This window comes from Streptomyces sp. NBC_00873, from assembly GCF_045207415.1.
GTDB lineage: Bacteria > Actinomycetota > Actinomycetes > Streptomycetales > Streptomycetaceae > Streptomyces.
In genome coordinates, this window is record NZ_CP108803.1 from 1,899,985 (window position 1) to 1,918,067 (window position 18,083).

Here is an 18,083-nt window from a genome sequence, read left to right on the forward strand (position 1 = left end):
AGCACCGGGGGCGGAGCGGACTTAGCCTGTCTTTCAACCTCGGCCGGTGGTCAGGCGATGTTCCCAGGTGAGTAGTTCGTAGGTCCGGCCCTTGTCGGTAACGGTCTCGGGTGCCGAGTCGGAGGGGTGGAAGCCGGCGGATCGCGCGACGGCGATGCTGGGGTGGTTGTCGGGTTCGATCTCCAGGATCGCCCATGGCAGGGCGACGTTGGTGTGCGCGTACTCGGTCATTGTTCGAAGAGCGCGCGCTGCCAACTTCTGTCCCCGGTGGGCGGCGCCCACGATGTAGCCGATGCTGCCGGTGGTCCGGTTGAGCAGGACTTCTCCCAGTGGCTGATGCCCATCGGTGGTGATGGCCAGGTGGATCCGGCCGTTCCCCTGCCGGGCTCGTTGGGCGCTGTGCAGGTAACTCAGTGCGGCGGCCTGGCCAAACGGCGATCCCAAAGGGGTCCGATATGCGACATCGGGGTCGTCGAACAGCTCTTGCATGACGGCGAGGTCATCGCTCGTCCATTCACGAAGCACCAGGCCGTGAGCGGTGAGCCGGAGGGGATGCGTGTCCATGACGACCTCATTCTGCCCTGAGATTGTTCATCACGGTCCGACCTCGAACAATGCACCGTAGGTTGTGCGTTGACAGTTCACTCCTCGGTTGAAAGACGGACGGTACCCATGACCGACCACGCGACGTCGCCCGGACCGGCGGTGCAGCAGATGATCGATACGTCGGTGCCGCACTCGGCCCGGATCTGGAACTACTGGCTGGGTGGGAAAGACAACTACCCCGTTGACGAGGAAGCCGGCGACGCGTACAGCGCCGTCTTCCCCGGCATCGTCACCATCGCCCGCAGCAGCCGTGCTTTCCTGCGCCGCACTCTCACGTACCTGGTCACCGAGGCGGGCATCCGGCAGTTCCTGGACGTCGGGACCGGCCTGCCGACCGTGGACAACACCCATGAGGTCGCCCAGCGGCTCGCCCCCGAGGCCAGGATCGTCTACGTCGATCACGACCCGTTGGTCCTCGCGCACGCCCGCGCCCTGCTCACCTCCACCCCCGAAGGGGCGACCGCCTACGTCGACGCCAACCTGTCCGACCCTGATCGCATCCTGGCGGTCGCCGCCGAGACGCTGGACCTCACCCGCCCCACCGCCCTGATTCTCAGCAACATCCTGGGCCACGTCGCCGACTACGAGCAGGCACGCGCCACCGTCACCCGCCTGATGGACGCACTGCCGTCCGGCAGCTTCCTCTCCATCAACGACGGTTCACGGGGCACCGACGCCGACTACGAACAAGCCCAGGACGCGTACAACGAAACCGGCGCCGTACCGTACTTCCTGCGCCCCGTCGACGAAATCGCGGCGTTCTTCGACGGCCTGGAACTTTTGGACCCCGGGGTCGTCTCGGTCCCCTTCTGGCGCCCTGACCCCACTTCCCCCACCCCGGAACCCATCGGCGAGCACGGCGGCCTCGCCCGCAAGCTGTGACACCCTGACGAACCAGGGCCCGCTCCGGTGCCAGGCTCACTGCGCCGGGCTCTTCGCCAACTTCGTCCCGCCCTGGCACCGGGGTGTGGTCCGTGGGACATTTTTCCACCGTGCAGCCGAGGAGACATCAGATGCGTGGAGGCCGAGTCGCCGTCGTGGGCGGCAGCGTCGCCGGGTGCGCAGCCGCGCTGGCCTTACATCGTGGCGGCACCGACGAGATCGTGGTTCTGGAGCGTGCACCGGGGCAGTTGGCGGAGCGGGGCGTCGGGCTGGCCGTGCACGACGACCGTTATGAGGAGCTTCGGTCGGCCGGATATCTGGACGCGGGGATGCCCTGGATCCAGCTGAACCGTCGGCGCTGGTACGTACGCGGCGAGGGCGGCGCGCCCCTCGGGCAGCTGATCGGTGAGATGCCCTTCCCATTCCGTACGTACAACTGGGGTCCGCTCTGGCGGGAACTGCGGACCCGGGTTCCGGGCGAGGTCGAGTTCCGTACCGGCACCACCGTCGGCGCGGTGCGGCACACCCCGGACGGGGTTGCGTTACGCATCAAGGGCGTCGCCGGCAGCGACCGTACCGAGGTGTTCGACTTCGCCATCGGTGCGGACGGCTACCGCTCCCTCGTCCGCACCGAGGTCTGCGCCGGGCTCGCCACCGCGGCGCGCCCCGAGTACGCCGGCTATCTCGCCTGGCGCGGCGCCTTCCCCGTCTCCAGGATGACCGCTTCCGATCAGCGCCTGTGGGACGTCGAAGAGTGTGCGTACGTCGTCTTCCCGGGCGGCCACGTGATCGTCTACCGCATCCCGGACGCCACCGGCGGCCACCGGGTGAACTGGGTGCTCTACACCGTTCCTCCCCCGGATCTCGAACTGTCGCTGGAGACTCCGACGAGTCTGCCGCCCGGCACGCTCACCGACGCTCTGCACACTCATCTCGCCCGTATCGCCGCCGAGGCGCTGCCACCGTACTGGGGCGGCCTGGTCGGTCTGACCGCGCCGGACGAGCTGTTCATCCAGCCGTTGTACGACTTCACGGCGCCGCGCTACGCCACCGGCCGGCTTCTGCTGACCGGCGACGCGGCGACCGTGGCCCGCCCGCACACCGGTGCCGGTGCGGTCAAGGCGCTCCAGGACGCGACGGCACTGGAGTCGGCGCTCAGGTCCGCGCCCCACTGGGCCGAGGCACTCCGTACGTACGACTCCGAGCGCACCGCGGCCGGCCGGGCCATGGTGGAGCTGGGGCGGCGACTGGGGCAGGCCCTGGTGGAGGCCACACCGGAGTGGGGCTCGATGGAACCGTCGGCACTGGATGCCTGGTGGCAACGGGCCGCTGTGGGCGGCGGGTTCGGTGGCCGTGCCCTGAAGGCCTGACCCCCGGACCCGGACCCGTCGCACTCAGGTCCCGACCGCCCCCACGGCCACGAAGACCTATATGGCACGGCTGGCGGGTCCACGACAAGAGGATCGGGCAGTACGTTCCGCGATATGCCGGTGTTGGGCGTGGACGCCCCACACGAGGACCGATGAGTTCCGGGTGCCGGAGCGGTCTGAAGAGTATGGATACCGAGAACCAAACGATGCCCACGGCCGATCTGGGACCTGCCGCACGCCAGGTCGCCGCACTGCTCGACGGCATCGAGGAGAAACAGCTGACCGACCCCACCCCCTGCCCCGACTATGCGGTACGGGAGCTGCTCGCCCATCTGGTCGGGCTGAGCAAGGCCTTCCGCGACGCGGCGCGGAAGGATCTCGGGCCGACGACCGACAGCTCACCGGCCGCCGCACTGCCGGTCCTCGGCGACGACTGGCGCGAGGCACTGCCGCCCCTGCTGGACGAGCTGGTGACAGCTTGGCGCGATCCTGCCGCCCGGCAGGGGATGACCAGGGCGGGCGGTGTGGATCTGCCGGGCGAGGTGGCCGCGATGGTCGCACTGAACGAGCTGGTCGTCCACGGCTGGGACCTGGCCCGGTCCACCGGGCAGGCGTACGAGGCGGACGAGGCGAGCCTGCGGGTGTCGCTTGGCATGCTGACGCCCCGCGACGGCATCCCGCGGCCCGACATCTTCGGACCGCCGGTCCCGGTACCGGCCGACGCGCCCCTCGTCGACCGGGCGATCGCCATGAGCGGCCGGCGCCCGGACTGGCAGCCCGGGCGCTGACGGCTGCGTGGGACGGCCGCTGCCGCCCGAGGGGCGTGGACGCGCCCGTCCCACGGCCGGCCGATCCGGAGGGCCGTGCCGGAGGGCCGGCACGGCCCTCCGGATCGGCGGTCGCGGGCGGCGGGGCTGGGCCGTCATGTCCTGCGGCGCGCAGCGATCCCGCACGCGCCGTCAGTGCGGTCGCAGCGTACGCACCGCCTCGCGCACCCGGTCGCGTAGTTGTTCGTCGGCCGGAGCGATGCCTGACTCCAGTCCTGAAGCCGTCACCCGCAGGTCCCTTTCAGCGAGGGCGGTCAGCCGGTTCAGGTGGTCGTCGGTGAGGGCGGTCGGGCCGAGGGCAACCAGGGCTTCGACGGCGGTGACGGGTTCGGCGTCCGCCTCCGCGGCGTCCAGGAGCAGGCCGGCCAGCCGAGGGGCGTCGAGGGTCTCGGGTGCGATCGCGTGCAGGGCGAGTACCGCGGCCGGGGTCTGTTGCCGGTCCGTCAGCAGGCCCTCCAGAGCGGGGACCAGCGGGCGGGCCGCCTCTGCGATGAGGGCCGCCGCTCGCGCGGCGCGGATGAACGTCCAGCGCATCCAGGCCGGTCCGACCTCCGCGAGCACCCCGGCGAGCACCGGCACCGCCTCCTCCGCGTCGCCCGTGATCCGCCACAGGGCCGTGGCGATCTCGACATCGCCGTCCAGCTGCGGGATGGTGCGGTTCGGCTCGGGGACGGTGAGAGCGGACCGCAGGGCGGGCACCAGATCGGCTGCCTCCGGGCCCAGTTCGCCGGCGGAGCTCGCAGCCTCCCGTACGTCGTAGTCACCCTCGGCGAGCTGTGCGGCCGTCGCTGCCAGCAGGGGGCCGGAGTCGCCGGTCAGCTCGTGCACTGCCCCGGCCGCCGCGAGCCTGCCCGCCTTCGGTCCGGAGCGGGCCGCGGTGGTCAGGAGTTCCGCCGTCTCCGCACGGTGTGTCGGCGGGCAGACCGCCACCAGCGCCTTGGGCACGACCTTCGGGAACCGCGCCAGCGCGGACCGCAGTTCAGGCAGGGCGGAGGACGCCCGGCTCCCCCAGGCGGTGAGCAGGGCCGTGAGCCAGAACGGCTCATTGCCCTCGAGATCGTCTGCGACGAGGCGGACACGGATCGCGTCCAGCAGGTCGGGGTCGTACGGGAACGAGAGGGCAGCTGCCCCTCGGGCCGGGAAGCCGCATACGGCACCGAGCGCGCGCGGGCGCTGCCCCAGGTCCCGGGCGAGGAGCGGCGCGGCCTGCGCGGGGGCCACGGCGACAAGCGCTTCGAGCGCCCGGTCCGCCGGATCACCCTGCCCTGCGGCGAGTTCGGCCAGGACCGGGGCAGCCACCGCTCCATGGGTGCCCAGCTTCTTGAGGAGCGAGTACGCCGCGGGCACGGCGGCCGGGTCGGCCATCAGGGCACACAGGGGCGCGACCAGCCGTTCGGGCGCACTGCGCGAGAGCTGACAGGCGGTTTCGGCCGCCCACAGCGCCTCGGCGCGGGCATCGGGGTCGGGGCTGCGCAGTGCCGCATCGAGCAGAGCGTACGCCGCCTCGCGGCCCTCCGGGGTGTCACGGAGCAGCAGGGATTCGACGACATACTGCAGCGGTTCGTTACGCTCCTGGTCGAGGCGGCTTTGGACCAGCCCGTCGGCCGGGAGGAGCGCCAGCATCGCTTCGTGCTGGGCGAGGCCCCAGGGCCGGCCCGCGTCGACGCCGGCCAGCAGGGCCGCGATCCTCACCTCGCCCGGCTCGCCCGCACCCATGGCTTCGGTCGCCTCGGCGGCGCTCCCTGCCGGGTCCAGATGGGCGATGGCACCGAGGAGCTCGGCCCGGACAAGGGGATCCGTCTCTTCCGCCCAGCGCCTCCGGAGCACCGGCAGCACCTGACTGGATGCCCCTGTCATGGCCCCGGTCCACGCGGCGGCCTGCCGCAACCCGGGATTCTCGTCGGCGATCCAGCCCAGGATCAACGACAGTTGGGCGACGACGGCTGCCCGGCAGGCGGCTTCATCCGTCTCCCCCTGGTCCTCGCCGCCCTCCGCGATCCCGCCGAGCAGCACCAGCAGATCCTCCGTGCGGTACCCGGCCTCCGCGAGCCGCGCCAGATACGGCACCGCGTGGGCCGTCGCCTCGTACACAGACCCCTGGTGCAGGATGCTGCCGTACAGCTCGGAGAGCGCCTCGGACGCCGCGTCCTCGTCGTCCCCGACGAGCGCCCGCAGGCAGTCGGGCACATCGGCGGCGCTTCCGTACGCATGATGCAGCTCGGCCCACGGCTGGGCGTCGACCTCGGCGAAGAACAGTGCAAGCTCCATGCGGACGATCTTGGCACCCGGCACTGACAATGCCCCCTGGGCCCCGCCCACGATGCCGACCGGCGCGGTTCGCCGGCTCCCGGGGGCACCCCGCTCCGGGGTTCAGCCGGCTGCCGGGGTTTCAGCTGGTGAAGAACTCGGTGATCTGCTGGGCGACCTGGTCGGCGTGGGTCTCGTGGACCCGGTGGCCGCCGCCGAGCGTGATCAGCCGGCAGTCCGGGATCAAGGAGGCCATGTCGGCCAGCCGGCCCTGCGGCATGGTGCTCTCCGGGCCACCGGCGATCATCAGCGTCGGCGCGACGATCTCGCCGAGACCGTCCGCCCACTGCGGGTCGGGGTCGGCGACCTGGGCCCGGATGGGCGCGACGACATTCCAGTCGTAGTCGACGGGCTCTTCGGGCTGCGCGGCGGGCCTCGGCTCACCGGGGAACGGCGGCGGGGTCTCCACCAGCACCAGGCGCTCCACCCGGTCCGCGTGCTCCTGGGCGAGCAGATGGGCGACGACGCCGCCCATGAAGTGGCCGACCAGGCCGACACGGTCGAGCTCGCACTCGTCGAGGAAGCCGAGGACGTCGTCCCTCATCAGCTCGAAGGAGTACTCGTCGGGCCAGTCGCTCTCCCCGTGCCCGCGCAGGTCGAGGGCGTACACCCGCCATTCCTCGCCGAGCAGGCTCCCGACCGCTTCCCAGCTCGCGGCGGAACCGCCGAGGCCGTGCAGCAGGACGACGGGCGAGCCGAACGGGTCGCCCCAGGTCCGGTACGCCAGCCGGACGTCGCCGACATCCACAACAGATTGATCTTCCATACCCCAGACGCTACAGGCGAACGGACCAAGATCCTTCCCCGCGCCTGGCAGGCTGGAGAAGTGAAGGTCATTCCGCGTTCCGTGCTCGCCCCCGCCACGGCTCTGGTCACCGCTCTGGTCACGGCGGCAGCCCTGCTGGCGGGGTGCTCCGGGCGCTCGCCCGAGCCCGTTTCCGGCAACGGCGCCCCGGGGGCCGGGCTGGACGATCCGGCGAAGAAGGAGATCGCCATGCAGCTGGTCTCCAGCGCGGAGAACTCCACGCTCGACTGGAAGGCGCAGTACAAATACATCGAGGACATCGACGACGGCCGCGGCTACACCGCGGGCATCATCGGCTTCTGCTCCGGCACCGGCGACATGCTGAAGGTCGTCGAGCGGTACGCATCGGCGCGCCCCGGCAACCCGCTGGAACGGTTTCTGCCCGCTCTGCGCGCGGTGCAGGGCAGCGACGCGCACGACGGCCTCGGGCGCCCGTTCACCGACGCATGGGTGAAGGCGGCCGCCGACCCCGCGTTCCGGTCGGCGCAGGATGCCGAACGGGACAGCTCATACTTCGATCCGGCGGTCGAACAGGGAAAGGACGACGGTCTCGGCGCCCTGGGCCAGTTCATCTACTACGACGCCTATGTGATGCACGGGTCCGCCGACTCGGACGGCACGGTCGGCTTCCGTACGATCCGCCGCGAGGCTCTCGCCGCCGCCGAACCGCCGTCCCGGGGCGGCGACGAGGTGACGTATCTGAACGCCTTCCTCGATGCCCGGGTCACCGCGATCCGCAAGGAACCCTCGCACTCCGACACCAGTCGCGTCGAAACGGCGCAGCGGGTCTTCGTACGCGAGGGCAGACTCCAACTGGAAACGCCGCTCGCCTGGAAGGTCTACGGCGACAGCTACCGTATCGACGAACCCTGAACCCGCGATCGGCGGTCTGCACGGTCAACGAAAACGGGGTCAAAATCTCAACTGCCGTGTCCAGTGTGGGCATTGAGCCATGGGCGACCTGCAGGGTGGCCCCACAGGCGTATGGATCCACGTGGCCTACCCCGACTGCTGACAGCCATCGGCCAGAGGGTGTCCGCCCCTGATCTGCAGGCCGCCCCGTATGGCCCCGCACCGCGCGTCCTGCGCGTGGTGCGGGGCCTTTCCGTAGCCGGAGCCGGAGCCGGACTCAACTCGCTTGCGCCGAACAGGTGCATGACTCTCACTCCACCACGACTCTCACTCCACTCTGATAGGAAAGCTTCCTAGCGGATCCGGAACGACGAACTCCCTTTGGAGGAATGGTGCCCGCTGCCCATCGGCACGCCGCACGTCGCAACACTCGCCCCGTACGGCTCGCGCTGGTCGCATTCGGGGTGACCCTCACGGCGACATCCGCCACCGCCTACGCCGGTGCCCCCACGCATCCGGCCGTGCGCCAGGAGGTCCCCGCCACCCGGCACGCGGCTGCCGCCACCGGGCTGGACAATCCGGCGAAGAAGGAGATCGCCATGCAGCTGCTCTCCAGCGCGGAGAACTCCTCACTCGACTGGAAGGCGCAGTACAAATACATCGAGGACATCGGCGACGGCCGCGGCTACACCGCGGGCATCATCGGCTTCTGCTCCGGCACCGGTGACATGCTCGACCTCGTCGAGCTGTACACCCAGCGCAAGCCGGGCAACGTCCTCGCGAAGTATCTGCCTGCTCTGCGGGACGTGAACGGCACCGACTCGCACGACGACCTCGACCCGAACTTCGCCGAGGACTGGGCGACCGCCGCGTCGGACCCGGCCTTCAAGCAGGCGCAGAACGACGAACGGGACCGGGCGTACTTCAACCCGGCTGTCGAGCGGGCGAAGGCCGACGGCATCGGCACGCTCGGCCAGTTCGCGTACTACGACGCCATCGTCACGCACGGCGACGGCAGCGACAGCACCAGCTTCAGCTCCATCCGCAAGCGCGCGCTCGCCAGGGCGAAGCCGCCGTCGCAGGGCGGCAACGAGGTGACCTACCTCAACGCCTTCCTGGACGCGCGGGTCTGGGCGCTGCAGCAGGAGGGAGCCCACTCGGACACCAGCCGGGTGGACACCGCCCAGCGGGTCTTCCTGAAGAAGGGCAATCTGAACCTGGATCCGCCGCCGGAGTGGAAGGTGTACGGCGACAGCTACCACATCGGCTGAGTCCCGCCCGGACCTGCCCGGAATACGTTTGTGGCGCGTACGGCTCCCGCCGTGCGCGCCACAACGCCGTACCGGCCGCGCTCAGTGCGCGCCCACCGGAGCCGTTGCCGGGACGGAGGGCTCCTTCTCGTTCTCCGCCTCCGGCTTCCCGCCCAGGTGGTTGAAGGCCAGATTGAGGACCGGTCGGGTACACGTCAAGACGACGTGGGTGTCAGGGAGGTGGTGCAGGTGGGGCAGGTCGTGCAGCTGGTGCGGCAGCTTGGGTCACCGGTCCGGCGAACGCGCACTTCTGCGTGCGTGTTCGCCGGACCGGCCGCCGTGGACCCCGCTCGGGTCCACGGCGGCCGGCCGAGGGCCGTCCCCCTCCGGCCGGCCGTTCTGGGGGAGGTGCCCCGGAGCCGTCAGGCCCCGGCGGCGATCTGCGCGAGGCGGCGGGCCTCGTCGCGAGTGACGCGGGCGATGGCGTCCTCGTCCACCGTGGTCAGGTGGCCGGCCTCGACGACCGTCTTCCCGTTGACGAGGGAGAGGGTGACGGGGGCGGCGGCGCCGAAGACGAGCGCGGTGACCGGGTCGGCGATGGAGGAGTGGGCGAGGGTGTCCAGTTTCCAGAGCACCAGGTCGGCGAGCTTGCCGGCCTCCAGGGAGCCGATCTGGTCCGCGCGGCCGAGGACCTGGGCGCCGCCGTACGTTCCCAGGCGCAGGGCCTGACGGGCATTCAGTGCCTTTTCGCGGTGGGCGCCGAGGCGGTTGATGAGGAGGGCGTTGCGCAGTTCGGTGTGGAGTTCACCGGACTCGTTGGAGGCGGTGCCGTCGACGCCGAGGCCGACGGGGACGCCCGCGGCCAGCATGTCGGGAACCCGGGCGATGCCTGCCGCGAGGCGGGCGTTGGAGGACGGGCAGTGCGCGACGCCGGTGCCGGTGCGGGCGAACGCGGCGATGTCGGAGTCGTTCATATGGACGCAGTGAGCCATCCATACGTCGTCGCCGAGCCAGCCCGTCGACTCGAAGTAGTCGGTCGGGCCCATGCCGAACAGCTCGTGGCAGAACTTCTCCTCCTCCACGGTCTCCGAGCCGTGGGTGTGCATCCGGACCCCGCGGCGGCGGGCCAGCTCGGCTCCCTGGCGGAGCAGTTCGGTGGAGATGGAGAAAGGCGAGCAGGGTGCGACGGCGATCTGCGTCATGGCGTCGAAGGAGCCGTCATGGTGGGCGTCGATGGCCGCCTCGGTGCCGGCGAGCGCACCGTCGAGCGTCTCGACGGCGAAGTCCGGCGGCAGCCCGCCGTCCTTCTGGCTGCGGTCCATGGAACCGCGGGCGAGGGTGAACCGTACGCCCATGTCGCGGGCGGCTCCGATGATGGCGCCGGACAGGTCGCCGGAGCCCTGTGGGTAGACGTAGTGGTGGTCCATGGCGGTGGTGACACCACCGCGGGCCATCATCGCGAGCGAGCCCTGGGCTGCGGCGCGGACCATCGGCTCGTCGATGCGCGCCCAGGTCGGGTAGAGGGCGACCAGCCAGTCGAAGAGGTTGTGGTCGGTGGCCAGACCCCGGGTGATCCATTGGTAGAAGTGGTGGTGGGTGTTGATCAGGCCGGGGGTGGCAAGGTGCCCGGTGCCGTCGATGCGTCGCACGACGTTCTCCAGCCCCTCGGGGGCCCGGCCGGCGCCTACGCGCTCGATGCGGTTGCCCGCGGCGACGACATGGCCCGAGGCGTACTCGGTGTCGTCGGCGTCCACGGTCGCGATCGAACAGTTCTCGATGACGATGCGTTCCACACGATCAGGGGCTGCCATGGCGCTTCCTTCGTCTCTCTGTGGTGAGGTGGGCACGGCAGGACCCTAGGAGGATTTGAGTGCCACAGCCGTGCGGCTGTGGGTGCCGAGGTGGTGGAAGAACAGGTTGAGCAGGACCGCGACGAGCGCTCCCGCGCTGATCCCGGAGCCCAGCACGGTCTGCGCCCAGGACGGAAATCCGGCGTAGAAGGCGGGCGCGGCGAGCGGGATGATGCCCGCGCCGAGCGCCACGGCGACCAGGATGATGTTGGAGCTGTCGTCGAGTCCGGCCTCGGAGAGCGTACGGATGCCGCTGACGGCGACCGAGCCGAAAAGGACGATTCCGGCGCCACCGAGCACGGGCATCCGGACGAGGGAGACGACCGCGCCGAGGGCGGGGAAGACGCCCAGGACGATCAGAGCTCCGCCCGCCGCGGCGACGACGTAGCGGCTGCGTACCTTCGTCCACCGGATGGACGGAGTTCTCCGGTGGTGCGGTACAGGGGCCGTCTGCTGCCGGGCCCGTTGCGGGCTGTGCCATGGGGTTTCCCTCCGGTTCGGCCGGTCCCCGCCCGTCGGCGGGTGGGGACCGGCTCAGGGCCGCGTCAGAGGTTGGTCATGTCGACCGGGATCTGCGGCTCGATGCCGTCCCGCAGCACGGTGGCCTCGATGAGTCCGTACGGGCGGTCCGCCGCAAAGTAGACAGCGCCGTCGGCGGTCTCGTTCTTGAGACCGAAGGGCTCCAGGTCCACCAGGAAGTGGTGGTTGTTCGGCAGGGAGAAGCGGATCTCGTCGATCTCGCTGCGGCTGTTGATCACCCTCGACCCCATCTGGTAGAGGGTCTGCTGCAGCGAGAGGGAGTACGTCTCGGCGAAGGCCTGCAGGATGTGCTTCTTGGCCTGCTCGTACGACTTCTCCCAGTTGGGCATCCGGTCGTCGTCGCTGGTCCAGTTGTAGCGCCAGGCGGCAGCGACGTCGGTGCACAGGATGCGGTCGTACGCCTCCTTGAGCGTCGTGTACTTGTCCTTGACGTAACCCCAGAACTCCGAGTTGGTGGTGTTCATGACCGTAAGGTCCTTGAGCCCCGAGATGACCTGCCAGCTCTCACCGTCGTAGGTGATCTGGCTGGTGCGCAGCTCCTGGCCCTTGCGGACGAAGGAGTGGTTGACCTCGTCCGAGCCTATGAACTTGGAGTTGTTGTCCGAGGTGGCGATGCGCTCCCAGGAGTACTCCTGGATACGGATGCGCGCCTGGTGGATCGGCTCCTGCGACGTCACGAAGTGGCGGGCGAGGTGGATGCCGAACTGCTCGGCGGACTCGATGCCGTGCTCCTTGGCGAACGCGTACACCGTGTTCTTGGTGGTGTCGGTCGGCAGGACGTTGGCGTTGGAGCCGGAGTAGTGGACGTCGCCCATGTCGCCGGAGAGGGCGACCGAGACGTTCAGGTCCTTGATGTGGTGGGTGTCGCCGTCCCGCGTGATCTTGACGACGCGGTTCTCTGCTTTGCCGTACTGGTTCTGGCCGAGAATCGTGGGCATGTCTGCTAGCTCCCTCGGTATACGGAGTAGCCGAACGGGTTGAGCAGCAGCGGTACGTGATAGTGCTCGCCCGGTACGACGGCGAAGGTGATCGCCACTTCCGGGAAGAACGCACCGCTGTCCCTTACGCGGGGGGCGTCCTGCTGCGCCTCGGCTTGCTTGTTGAAGAAGTACGCCTCGGTCTCGAAGTCGAGACGTACATGGGTGGTGCCCTCCGGCAGCGCCGGCAGGTCCTTGCATCGCCCGTCCGCGTCGGTCGCGGAGCCGCCGAGCGTCACCCACGGCGCGTCGCCGCCACTGCGGGCGGCGAGCATGACGGCGACGGCTGCGGCGGGGCGGCCGATGCTGGTGTCCAGGATGTGCGTGGACACCGATGCGGTGGTGTCGGTGCTCAAGACCGTCACTCTCCTTCGGTTACGAGACGGGTCAGCCGGATGCGATTGATCTTGCCCAGCTCGGTGCGCACGATCTCGCGCTCCTGCTCGGGCGAGTTCCCGATCCGGGACTTCACCGCGTCGCGCATCTGCTCGCCGGTGGCACCGGTGGCGCAGATCAGGAAGACATGTCCGAACCGCTCCTGGTAAGCCAGGTTCAGTTCGAGCATCTCGGCCTTGAGCTCCTCGGTGGCGTCGGCCATCCCCCGCTGTTCGCGGGAGGAGGTCGGGTCCCCGGGGGCCGGGCGGCCGATCGGGGGGTGACCGGCCATCGCGTCGGCCAGATCTTCGCGGGTCAGCGCGGCCATGGCGGCATCACTGGTGGCGAGAAGGGCTTCGGCGGTGGTGTAGGGGCGCCGGGAGAGGATCGCTCTTCCCCATGCCGCACTGGCACACACCTCGTGCAACGCGGCGGTGGCCTCGTCGTCCGCCAGGGCATTGAACCGGGCGAGGCCCGGTGTGGAGCTCAGAGTCACGGGAGCCTCCGTGGCTTTTTTCGCTGTGCGTCGGTCGGGCTGCGGATAGCTAACGCCCTCCGCAACACCACGTCAACACTTTGTTGAAATTCCGCGAACGTCGAAGGCCGCCGCCCGGTGATCCGGACGACGGCCTTCCGTATACTTCCGCGGTCTTCGCTCAACTAGTCACCTTTGGCGGCATTTTGCCTGTTGAGATAGTTGTAGACGGTGAAGCGGCTGACCCCCAGCGCCCCAGCCACCGTCTCCACGCCGTGCCGCACCGAGAAGGCACCCCGTGCCTCCAGGGTCCGTACGAGCGACTGTTTGGCCTTGCGGTCCAGCTCAGCGAGCGGCATGCCGTGCCGCCGCTCCATGGCTGCCAGGATGTGGTCGAGCGACTCCGAGAGCTGCGGCAGCCGTACGGCTATGACGTCCTCACCCTCCCAGGCCAGCACCACGTCGTCGATCCGGGCGTCCTCGGGCCCGACCAGCTCGGCGCCCATGGCGTCGACGAGTGGCTTGACCGCGGTGACGAGGGGGTGGTCCGCGGGTTCGGTCACTTCGAGTCCTCCCCGATGACGTTGACCTGGAGCGACACCCGGGTGGCACCGGACTCCAGGGCCTTGCGCAGCAGGGAGTCCACCGCGGTGAGCACCGCGTCGGCGCCGCCCTCCGCCGTATTGCCGAAGGGGCCGACATCCACGGCGTCCAGCTCGGCCGTCTGGATCACCTCGCGGGCCACCACCGCGTGAGCGGGTGCCTCGTCGAGATCGAAGGGCTCGGTGGTGAACTCCACTCTCAATCGCACTGTGCCCCCATGGCATCGGCTCTGACCTGCGCTTTCTCTCAGCCCTGGGACTGAGAGGGCACATCCAGGGCACATTCTTCCGACAGGGCGCCGAACGCCCGATCCACCGCCGCCCTTGTCCGTTCCTCCGACTCGGGGAAGAGATGGCTGTAGACGTTCAGCGTCATCGCAGCGTTGGTGTGTCCCAGTCGCTCGGACACGACCTTAACGGACTCCCCCGCAGCAATCAGCAGCGATGCGTACGCGTGCCGAAGGGCATACAATCCTGTGCCCTTCTCCGGCGGTCACCGGGCTGTCGGAGTTCTCCGCGCGCTGACCTGTCTACGCGGCACCGGTCACGGCGTCACGACGCGTACGCGCTCACGCTCCACAGCGAGTACCCCTCCGCGGTGCCCCGCTGCGTACCGAGGATCCGCAGGTACCGCCCGTGGGCACCGAGCGAGGTCAACTCGTCCGTGCCCCCGTCCCCGTCGCCCACGGTGCGCACCGTCGTCCAGTTGGTCCCGTCGGCCGACGTCTGCACCTGGTACGCCTTGGCGTAGGCGGCATCCCAGACGAGCCGTACGCGGCTGACGGGCAGGTCGGCGCCCAGGTCGACCCTGATCCACTCCGGGTTGTCCGTCCAGGCACTGGACCAGCGGGTCGCGGCGTCGCCGTCCACCGCGTCGGCGGCCGGGAAAGCGGGGGTCTCCAGCGAGGAGGCGGTGGCCGGGCGGCCGCGCGCCAGATCGTCGGAGTACACCTCGACCTCGTACAGCGAGTAGCCGAAGGTCGTGGCCCGCTGGGTGAGGTTGAGCCGCACATAGCGGCCGGAGCCCTGGAGCCCGGACAGATCCTCGATGCCGCCCTTGCCGTCCGTCACCGTGCGGACGGTGGTCCAGGTGCTGGCGTCGTCCGAGACCTGCACCTGGTACGCCTTGGCGTAGGCGCCCTCCCAGGAGATCCGCACCCTGCCTACCGGCTGGCTTTCGCCCAGGTCGATCCGCAGCCACTGCGGGTCGGACCGGGTGCTGGACCAGCGGGTGCTGGGCTCGCCGTCCACGGCGTTATAGCCGCTGAGGTAATCCGTGTTCGAGACCGAGAAGTTGGGGGCGAGCACCGGCTCCACGCTGGAGAACGTGACGGGCCGGTTCAGTGCCAGGTCGCCGTGGAGCGGGTTCCCGGGCCAGCCCGGTGCGTGTCCCACCGCGCCGATGACCTGCTGGAAGTCCGCGTACGAGGCGACCAGCTTCGGCGAGCCCCACAGCTGCTGGGCCATCACCCGCAGCGGTTTCACGATGCCGCCCGCCACCTGCTGTTCGGTCTCCGCCCCCGGGTTGTCGCACCAGACGTGCAGTTTCGAGCCGCGGTTGCGGGAGGGGTCGCTGACGGTGCCGCCGTTGTCGAACAGGTCCGGGTGCCACGTCTCGTACAGCTTCGCGGTCGCGGGCTTGTAGCGGCCGAGCACGTAGTACGTCCACGAGCGGGGCTCGTTGGTGACGGTGTGGCCGCGGTCGGTCAGGGCCTGCGGGGTGATTCCGGCACCCGACCAGTTCTCGACCAGGATGTCCGAGGCGGGCGTGATGGTGCCGTTGCCGCTCTGGATGCCGTCGTTCCACATCCGGGTCTGCTTGCCGGTGGCGCGGACGATGCCGTCGGCCCAGTTGACGAAGCCGTAGTAGGTGTCGGCGCCGGTGGCGGACGCGCCGTAGTGGGCCTTCGCGTACGTCTCGAGCTGAGGGTAGGCCGCGTAGTTGTTGACGTACTCGTCGGCGCCGATGTGGAACCACGGCGACGCCGGGAACAGCGTCGCGTACTCCTCGATCAGGTCCTTCAGAAGCGTGTACGTGCCGTCCTTGGAGAGGTCGATGAAGCTGCTGTTGACGGCGCCGTTCTTGTCCTTGAGCACGAGTTCGGGGTGGGCGGCGAGGACCTGCACCATGTGGCCGGGCATGTCGATCTCCGGCACCACCGTGATGTGACGCCGGCCGGCATAGGCGATCAGCTCGGTGATCTCTGCCTTGGTGTAGTGCTGCGCCGAGACGACCTCGGGGTGCTTCTCGCTCTCCACGCGGAAGCCGTTGTTGTCGGAGAGGTGCAGGTGCAGGTAGTTGAGCTTCAGATAGGCCATCTCATCGATCTGCTGCTTCAGCCAGTCGACGGTGAAGTACTTGCGGCCCACGTCGAGCATCAGCCCGCGCTCGGGCTTGGCCGGCCAGTCGCGCGCGGTCCCGGCGGGGATGGTCAGGCGCTGGCCGAGCAGTTGCAGCACGGTGCTCGTGGCGTTGAACACCCCATGCTGCGTAGGCGACTTGATGGTCAGGGTGCGGCCCGCCGTCAGCGTGTAGCCCTCGCTGCCGAGCCCACTGTCCGCATCATCATCATCGAGGGCCAGGGTGATGTCGCCGGGCCGTGCATGGGCCGGCGCCGCCTTGACCACCGGTACCTGGACGTCCGTGCGCTGGGCGAGCTCCTGCGCGAAGAGCTGGGCCTCGTCGGTGAGGGACTTCGCCGAGCCGGGGTGGACGAACAGTCGGGTGCCCGGACCGAAGGCATACGCGCCCGGACCCCCGCTCCACTGCTGCAGAGCGGGGATGGTGCGAGGCACGGGTGCGGTGGGCGCGGCGGCTACGGCGCCGGGTGCGGCGGACTCGTCGGCTACGGCGCCGGGTGCGGCGGACAGCAGGGCCGCCGCACCCACACCGGCCAGGCACGCCGCTGCCGCCCGGCGCAGGCGAGCGGCAGGCCACCGTCTGTCAGGAGCCGCCGGAGCGTTGGGAGAAGAGGGGAAGCGCATGTGTCTCCTGTCAATCGGGCAGACTGCCCGTCAGGTGGGCGGGTCGTCCAGGACAGTCGGTCGGGCGAGCCGGTGCGCTCCGTGGAGGGGCACCTTTCGTGGAGGATGGAGTCCGATTCGGTGGTCCGAGCCGGTGACCCGATGTGGCGATGTGGCGCGAATCAATGGTCTAGACCTCTTCAAGTTTTAGTGTTCCTGATGAGGCCAAGCGCATTCAGGGTGTTCACAGTGGTCTAGACATCTACGGTAGAGCTCGCGTATTTACGCCGTCAACAGCGCAGTGGGAGTCACCATTCGGTGTTCTCACCGGAGCAAAAACTCGTTACGCCGAGAGCGCGGTGCAGCGCACGGAACCGCCGGCCGGAGCCACGGGAGTGCGCGACCCGGAGCCGTGCGGAGGCGGGCCACCAGGGTTCGGCGGGCCGTCCGCCTCCGCACGGAGTCCGGTCAGGCGCCCGAACGGAAGGCGGCGTCGAAAGCGGACGAGGGCCGGTCGAAGTTGAGCCGTCGCACGAACTCCAGTGCCTCTGGGGCGCCGACGAGCCGGTCCATCCCGGCGTCCTCCCACTCGACGGAGATCGGCCCCGCAGGCCGATCAGCCACACCCCCGCCCTCGGTATGTGAGCGGTCTGGGCTTGGGGTTCGCTCATGACTGTGCCTCGCTTCCTTCCGGTGCGCCGTCCGCGGTAAGACCGCCTCCTGCCCCGAACACGGGCAGGAAGACGTGCTGATGGCCGTAGCCGGCCTCGATGTTCGCCACATCCAGTTCCGTGGCACCAATGGAAAAGACGACCAGCGCGCTGTCCCGCTCCGCGGTCGCACGGGTGATGAGCTGCTTGGAGAGCCGGGAGGGCGCGCCGAAGCTCAGCGCGTATGTGGCTGCGACGTCGTCCAGGGCCTTCACCGCCTGGGTGAAGCCGGCGCGCGCGACGTTGTAGGAGGTGTCGCCCGACGGCGGGCTGCCGAGGGCGCTCAGCGACAACGAGATGGTGCGCCGCCATCCGGCGACGGTCTGGGCGCTGGGCGGCTTCGCCTTCCCCGCCCCCGGGGGCGGCATGGCGCGGTACATCTCCTGCAGCACAGGGGTGAGCTGCTTGACGAGGCCGCGCGTGGTGCCCGTGAGGACCTTGACTTCGTGCTTGTTGCGGACGGCGTCCTGGGCACGGATCTTGGCGGCGTTCGCGTGGATGGTCTCGGCCGTGCTGGGAGGACGGACCAGGACCGCTGCCGCGACGATGCCGCCCACCAGGGCCATGGACAACGCGCCGACCAGTGCCCCGCGCCGGAACGCGCGCGCACTGCCGGTGGTGGCGTCGGCCGGCTGGTGGCGTCGGCTGCGGGGAAAGGCGGGACGAGCTGATGTGCTCGAAGCAGGCATGG

17 protein-coding genes and 2 pseudogenes are annotated in these 18,083 nt (G+C 69.7%); 5 read left to right on the forward strand and 14 right to left on the reverse strand.

All coding sequences use genetic code 11. From position 1 onward, the window contains the following. Nucleotides 1-33: 33 nt before the first annotated feature. Nucleotides 34-564: a GNAT family N-acetyltransferase gene (locus tag OH809_RS08670; protein WP_406514991.1), complete on the reverse strand. Its 531-nt coding sequence runs from the start codon at nucleotides 562-564 to the stop codon at nucleotides 34-36. A gap of 108 nt (nucleotides 565-672) precedes the next feature. Between OH809_RS08670 and OH809_RS08675 the strand changes: the two genes are divergently transcribed. The 3 genes from OH809_RS08675 (at nucleotide 673) to OH809_RS08685 (ending at nucleotide 3,646) form a co-directional block, all read left to right on the forward strand. Beyond that, nucleotides 673-1,488 (forward strand): SAM-dependent methyltransferase, encoded by an 816-nt coding sequence (locus tag OH809_RS08675; protein ID WP_406422965.1) that lies wholly within the window; start codon nucleotides 673-675, stop codon nucleotides 1,486-1,488. Between the two features lie 131 nt (nucleotides 1,489-1,619). Beyond that, a complete protein-coding gene (locus OH809_RS08680; protein ID WP_406514992.1) occupies nucleotides 1,620-2,858 on the forward strand; it encodes an FAD-dependent monooxygenase in 1,239 nt (412 codons plus the stop codon). A 185-nt stretch (nucleotides 2,859-3,043) separates the two neighbouring features. Further along, on the forward strand, nucleotides 3,044-3,646 hold the full coding sequence (locus OH809_RS08685; RefSeq protein WP_406422963.1) for a TIGR03086 family metal-binding protein: 603 nt from the start codon (nucleotides 3,044-3,046) through the stop codon (nucleotides 3,644-3,646). Nucleotides 3,647-3,817: 171 nt separating this feature from the next. On the opposite strand, the gene OH809_RS08690 is transcribed toward OH809_RS08685, so the two are convergent. Further along, entirely contained in the window at nucleotides 3,818-5,953 is a 2,136-nt protein-coding gene (locus tag OH809_RS08690) for a hypothetical protein (protein ID WP_406514993.1), read from the reverse strand. Between the two features lie 121 nt (nucleotides 5,954-6,074). Then, a complete protein-coding gene (locus tag OH809_RS08695; RefSeq protein ID WP_406514994.1) occupies nucleotides 6,075-6,758 on the reverse strand; it encodes an alpha/beta fold hydrolase in 684 nt (227 codons plus the stop codon). 69 nt (nucleotides 6,759-6,827) lie between these two features. On the opposite strand from OH809_RS08695, the gene OH809_RS08700 reads away from it, so the two are divergent. Beyond that, the gene (locus OH809_RS08700) at nucleotides 6,828-7,670 is read left to right on the forward strand and encodes a chitosanase (protein WP_406516237.1); all 843 of its coding nucleotides are present in this window, start codon (nucleotides 6,828-6,830) and stop codon (nucleotides 7,668-7,670) included. 368 nt (nucleotides 7,671-8,038) lie between these two features. Further along, a complete protein-coding gene (locus tag OH809_RS08705; protein WP_406514995.1) occupies nucleotides 8,039-8,920 on the forward strand; it encodes a chitosanase in 882 nt (293 codons plus the stop codon). Nucleotides 8,921-9,321: 401 nt separating this feature from the next. Here the strand turns inward: OH809_RS08705 and OH809_RS08710 are convergent, their stop codons facing one another. The 11 genes and pseudogenes from OH809_RS08710 to OH809_RS08760 all read right to left on the reverse strand — a co-directional run bounded on the left by OH809_RS08710 (nucleotide 9,322) and on the right by OH809_RS08760 (nucleotide 18,081). Further along, nucleotides 9,322-10,710, reverse strand: coding sequence for an 8-oxoguanine deaminase (locus OH809_RS08710; RefSeq protein WP_406514996.1), 1,389 nt, complete (start codon nucleotides 10,708-10,710; stop codon nucleotides 9,322-9,324). Between the two features lie 45 nt (nucleotides 10,711-10,755). Continuing rightward, a pseudogene (locus OH809_RS08715) lies at nucleotides 10,756-11,154 on the reverse strand (solute carrier family 23 protein); the annotation flags it as partial. Nucleotides 11,155-11,294: 140 nt separating this feature from the next. Next, entirely contained in the window at nucleotides 11,295-12,227 is a 933-nt protein-coding gene (gene pucL / locus OH809_RS08720) for a factor-independent urate hydroxylase (protein ID WP_406422958.1), read from the reverse strand. 5 nt (nucleotides 12,228-12,232) lie between these two features. Beyond that, on the reverse strand, nucleotides 12,233-12,622 hold the full coding sequence (gene uraH, locus OH809_RS08725) for a hydroxyisourate hydrolase (protein WP_406514997.1): 390 nt from the start codon (nucleotides 12,620-12,622) through the stop codon (nucleotides 12,233-12,235). Between the two features lie 5 nt (nucleotides 12,623-12,627). Continuing rightward, the gene (uraD, locus tag OH809_RS08730) at nucleotides 12,628-13,137 is read right to left on the reverse strand and encodes a 2-oxo-4-hydroxy-4-carboxy-5-ureidoimidazoline decarboxylase (protein ID WP_406422956.1); all 510 of its coding nucleotides are present in this window, start codon (nucleotides 13,135-13,137) and stop codon (nucleotides 12,628-12,630) included. Nucleotides 13,138-13,301: 164 nt separating this feature from the next. Next, nucleotides 13,302-13,679, reverse strand: a complete 378-nt coding sequence (locus OH809_RS08735) for a helix-turn-helix domain-containing protein (protein ID WP_406422955.1) — start codon at nucleotides 13,677-13,679, stop codon at nucleotides 13,302-13,304. Next, nucleotides 13,676-13,927, reverse strand: a complete 252-nt coding sequence (locus tag OH809_RS08740; protein WP_037692010.1) for a hypothetical protein — start codon at nucleotides 13,925-13,927, stop codon at nucleotides 13,676-13,678. Before OH809_RS08740 ends, OH809_RS08735 begins: the two co-directional genes overlap by 4 nt. A gap of 38 nt (nucleotides 13,928-13,965) precedes the next feature. After that, the gene (locus tag OH809_RS08745; protein WP_406514998.1) at nucleotides 13,966-14,190 is read right to left on the reverse strand and encodes a tyrosine-type recombinase/integrase; all 225 of its coding nucleotides are present in this window, start codon (nucleotides 14,188-14,190) and stop codon (nucleotides 13,966-13,968) included. Between the two features lie 80 nt (nucleotides 14,191-14,270). After that, the gene (locus OH809_RS08750) at nucleotides 14,271-16,703 is read right to left on the reverse strand and encodes a family 20 glycosylhydrolase (RefSeq protein ID WP_406514999.1); all 2,433 of its coding nucleotides are present in this window, start codon (nucleotides 16,701-16,703) and stop codon (nucleotides 14,271-14,273) included. Between the two features lie 447 nt (nucleotides 16,704-17,150). Further along, nucleotides 17,151-17,288 (reverse strand): annotated as a pseudogene (locus OH809_RS08755) (sugar phosphate isomerase/epimerase); the annotation flags it as partial. Between the two features lie 61 nt (nucleotides 17,289-17,349). Beyond that, entirely contained in the window at nucleotides 17,350-18,081 is a 732-nt protein-coding gene (locus OH809_RS08760) for a hypothetical protein (RefSeq protein WP_406422952.1), read from the reverse strand. Nucleotides 18,082-18,083 lie beyond the last annotated feature (2 nt).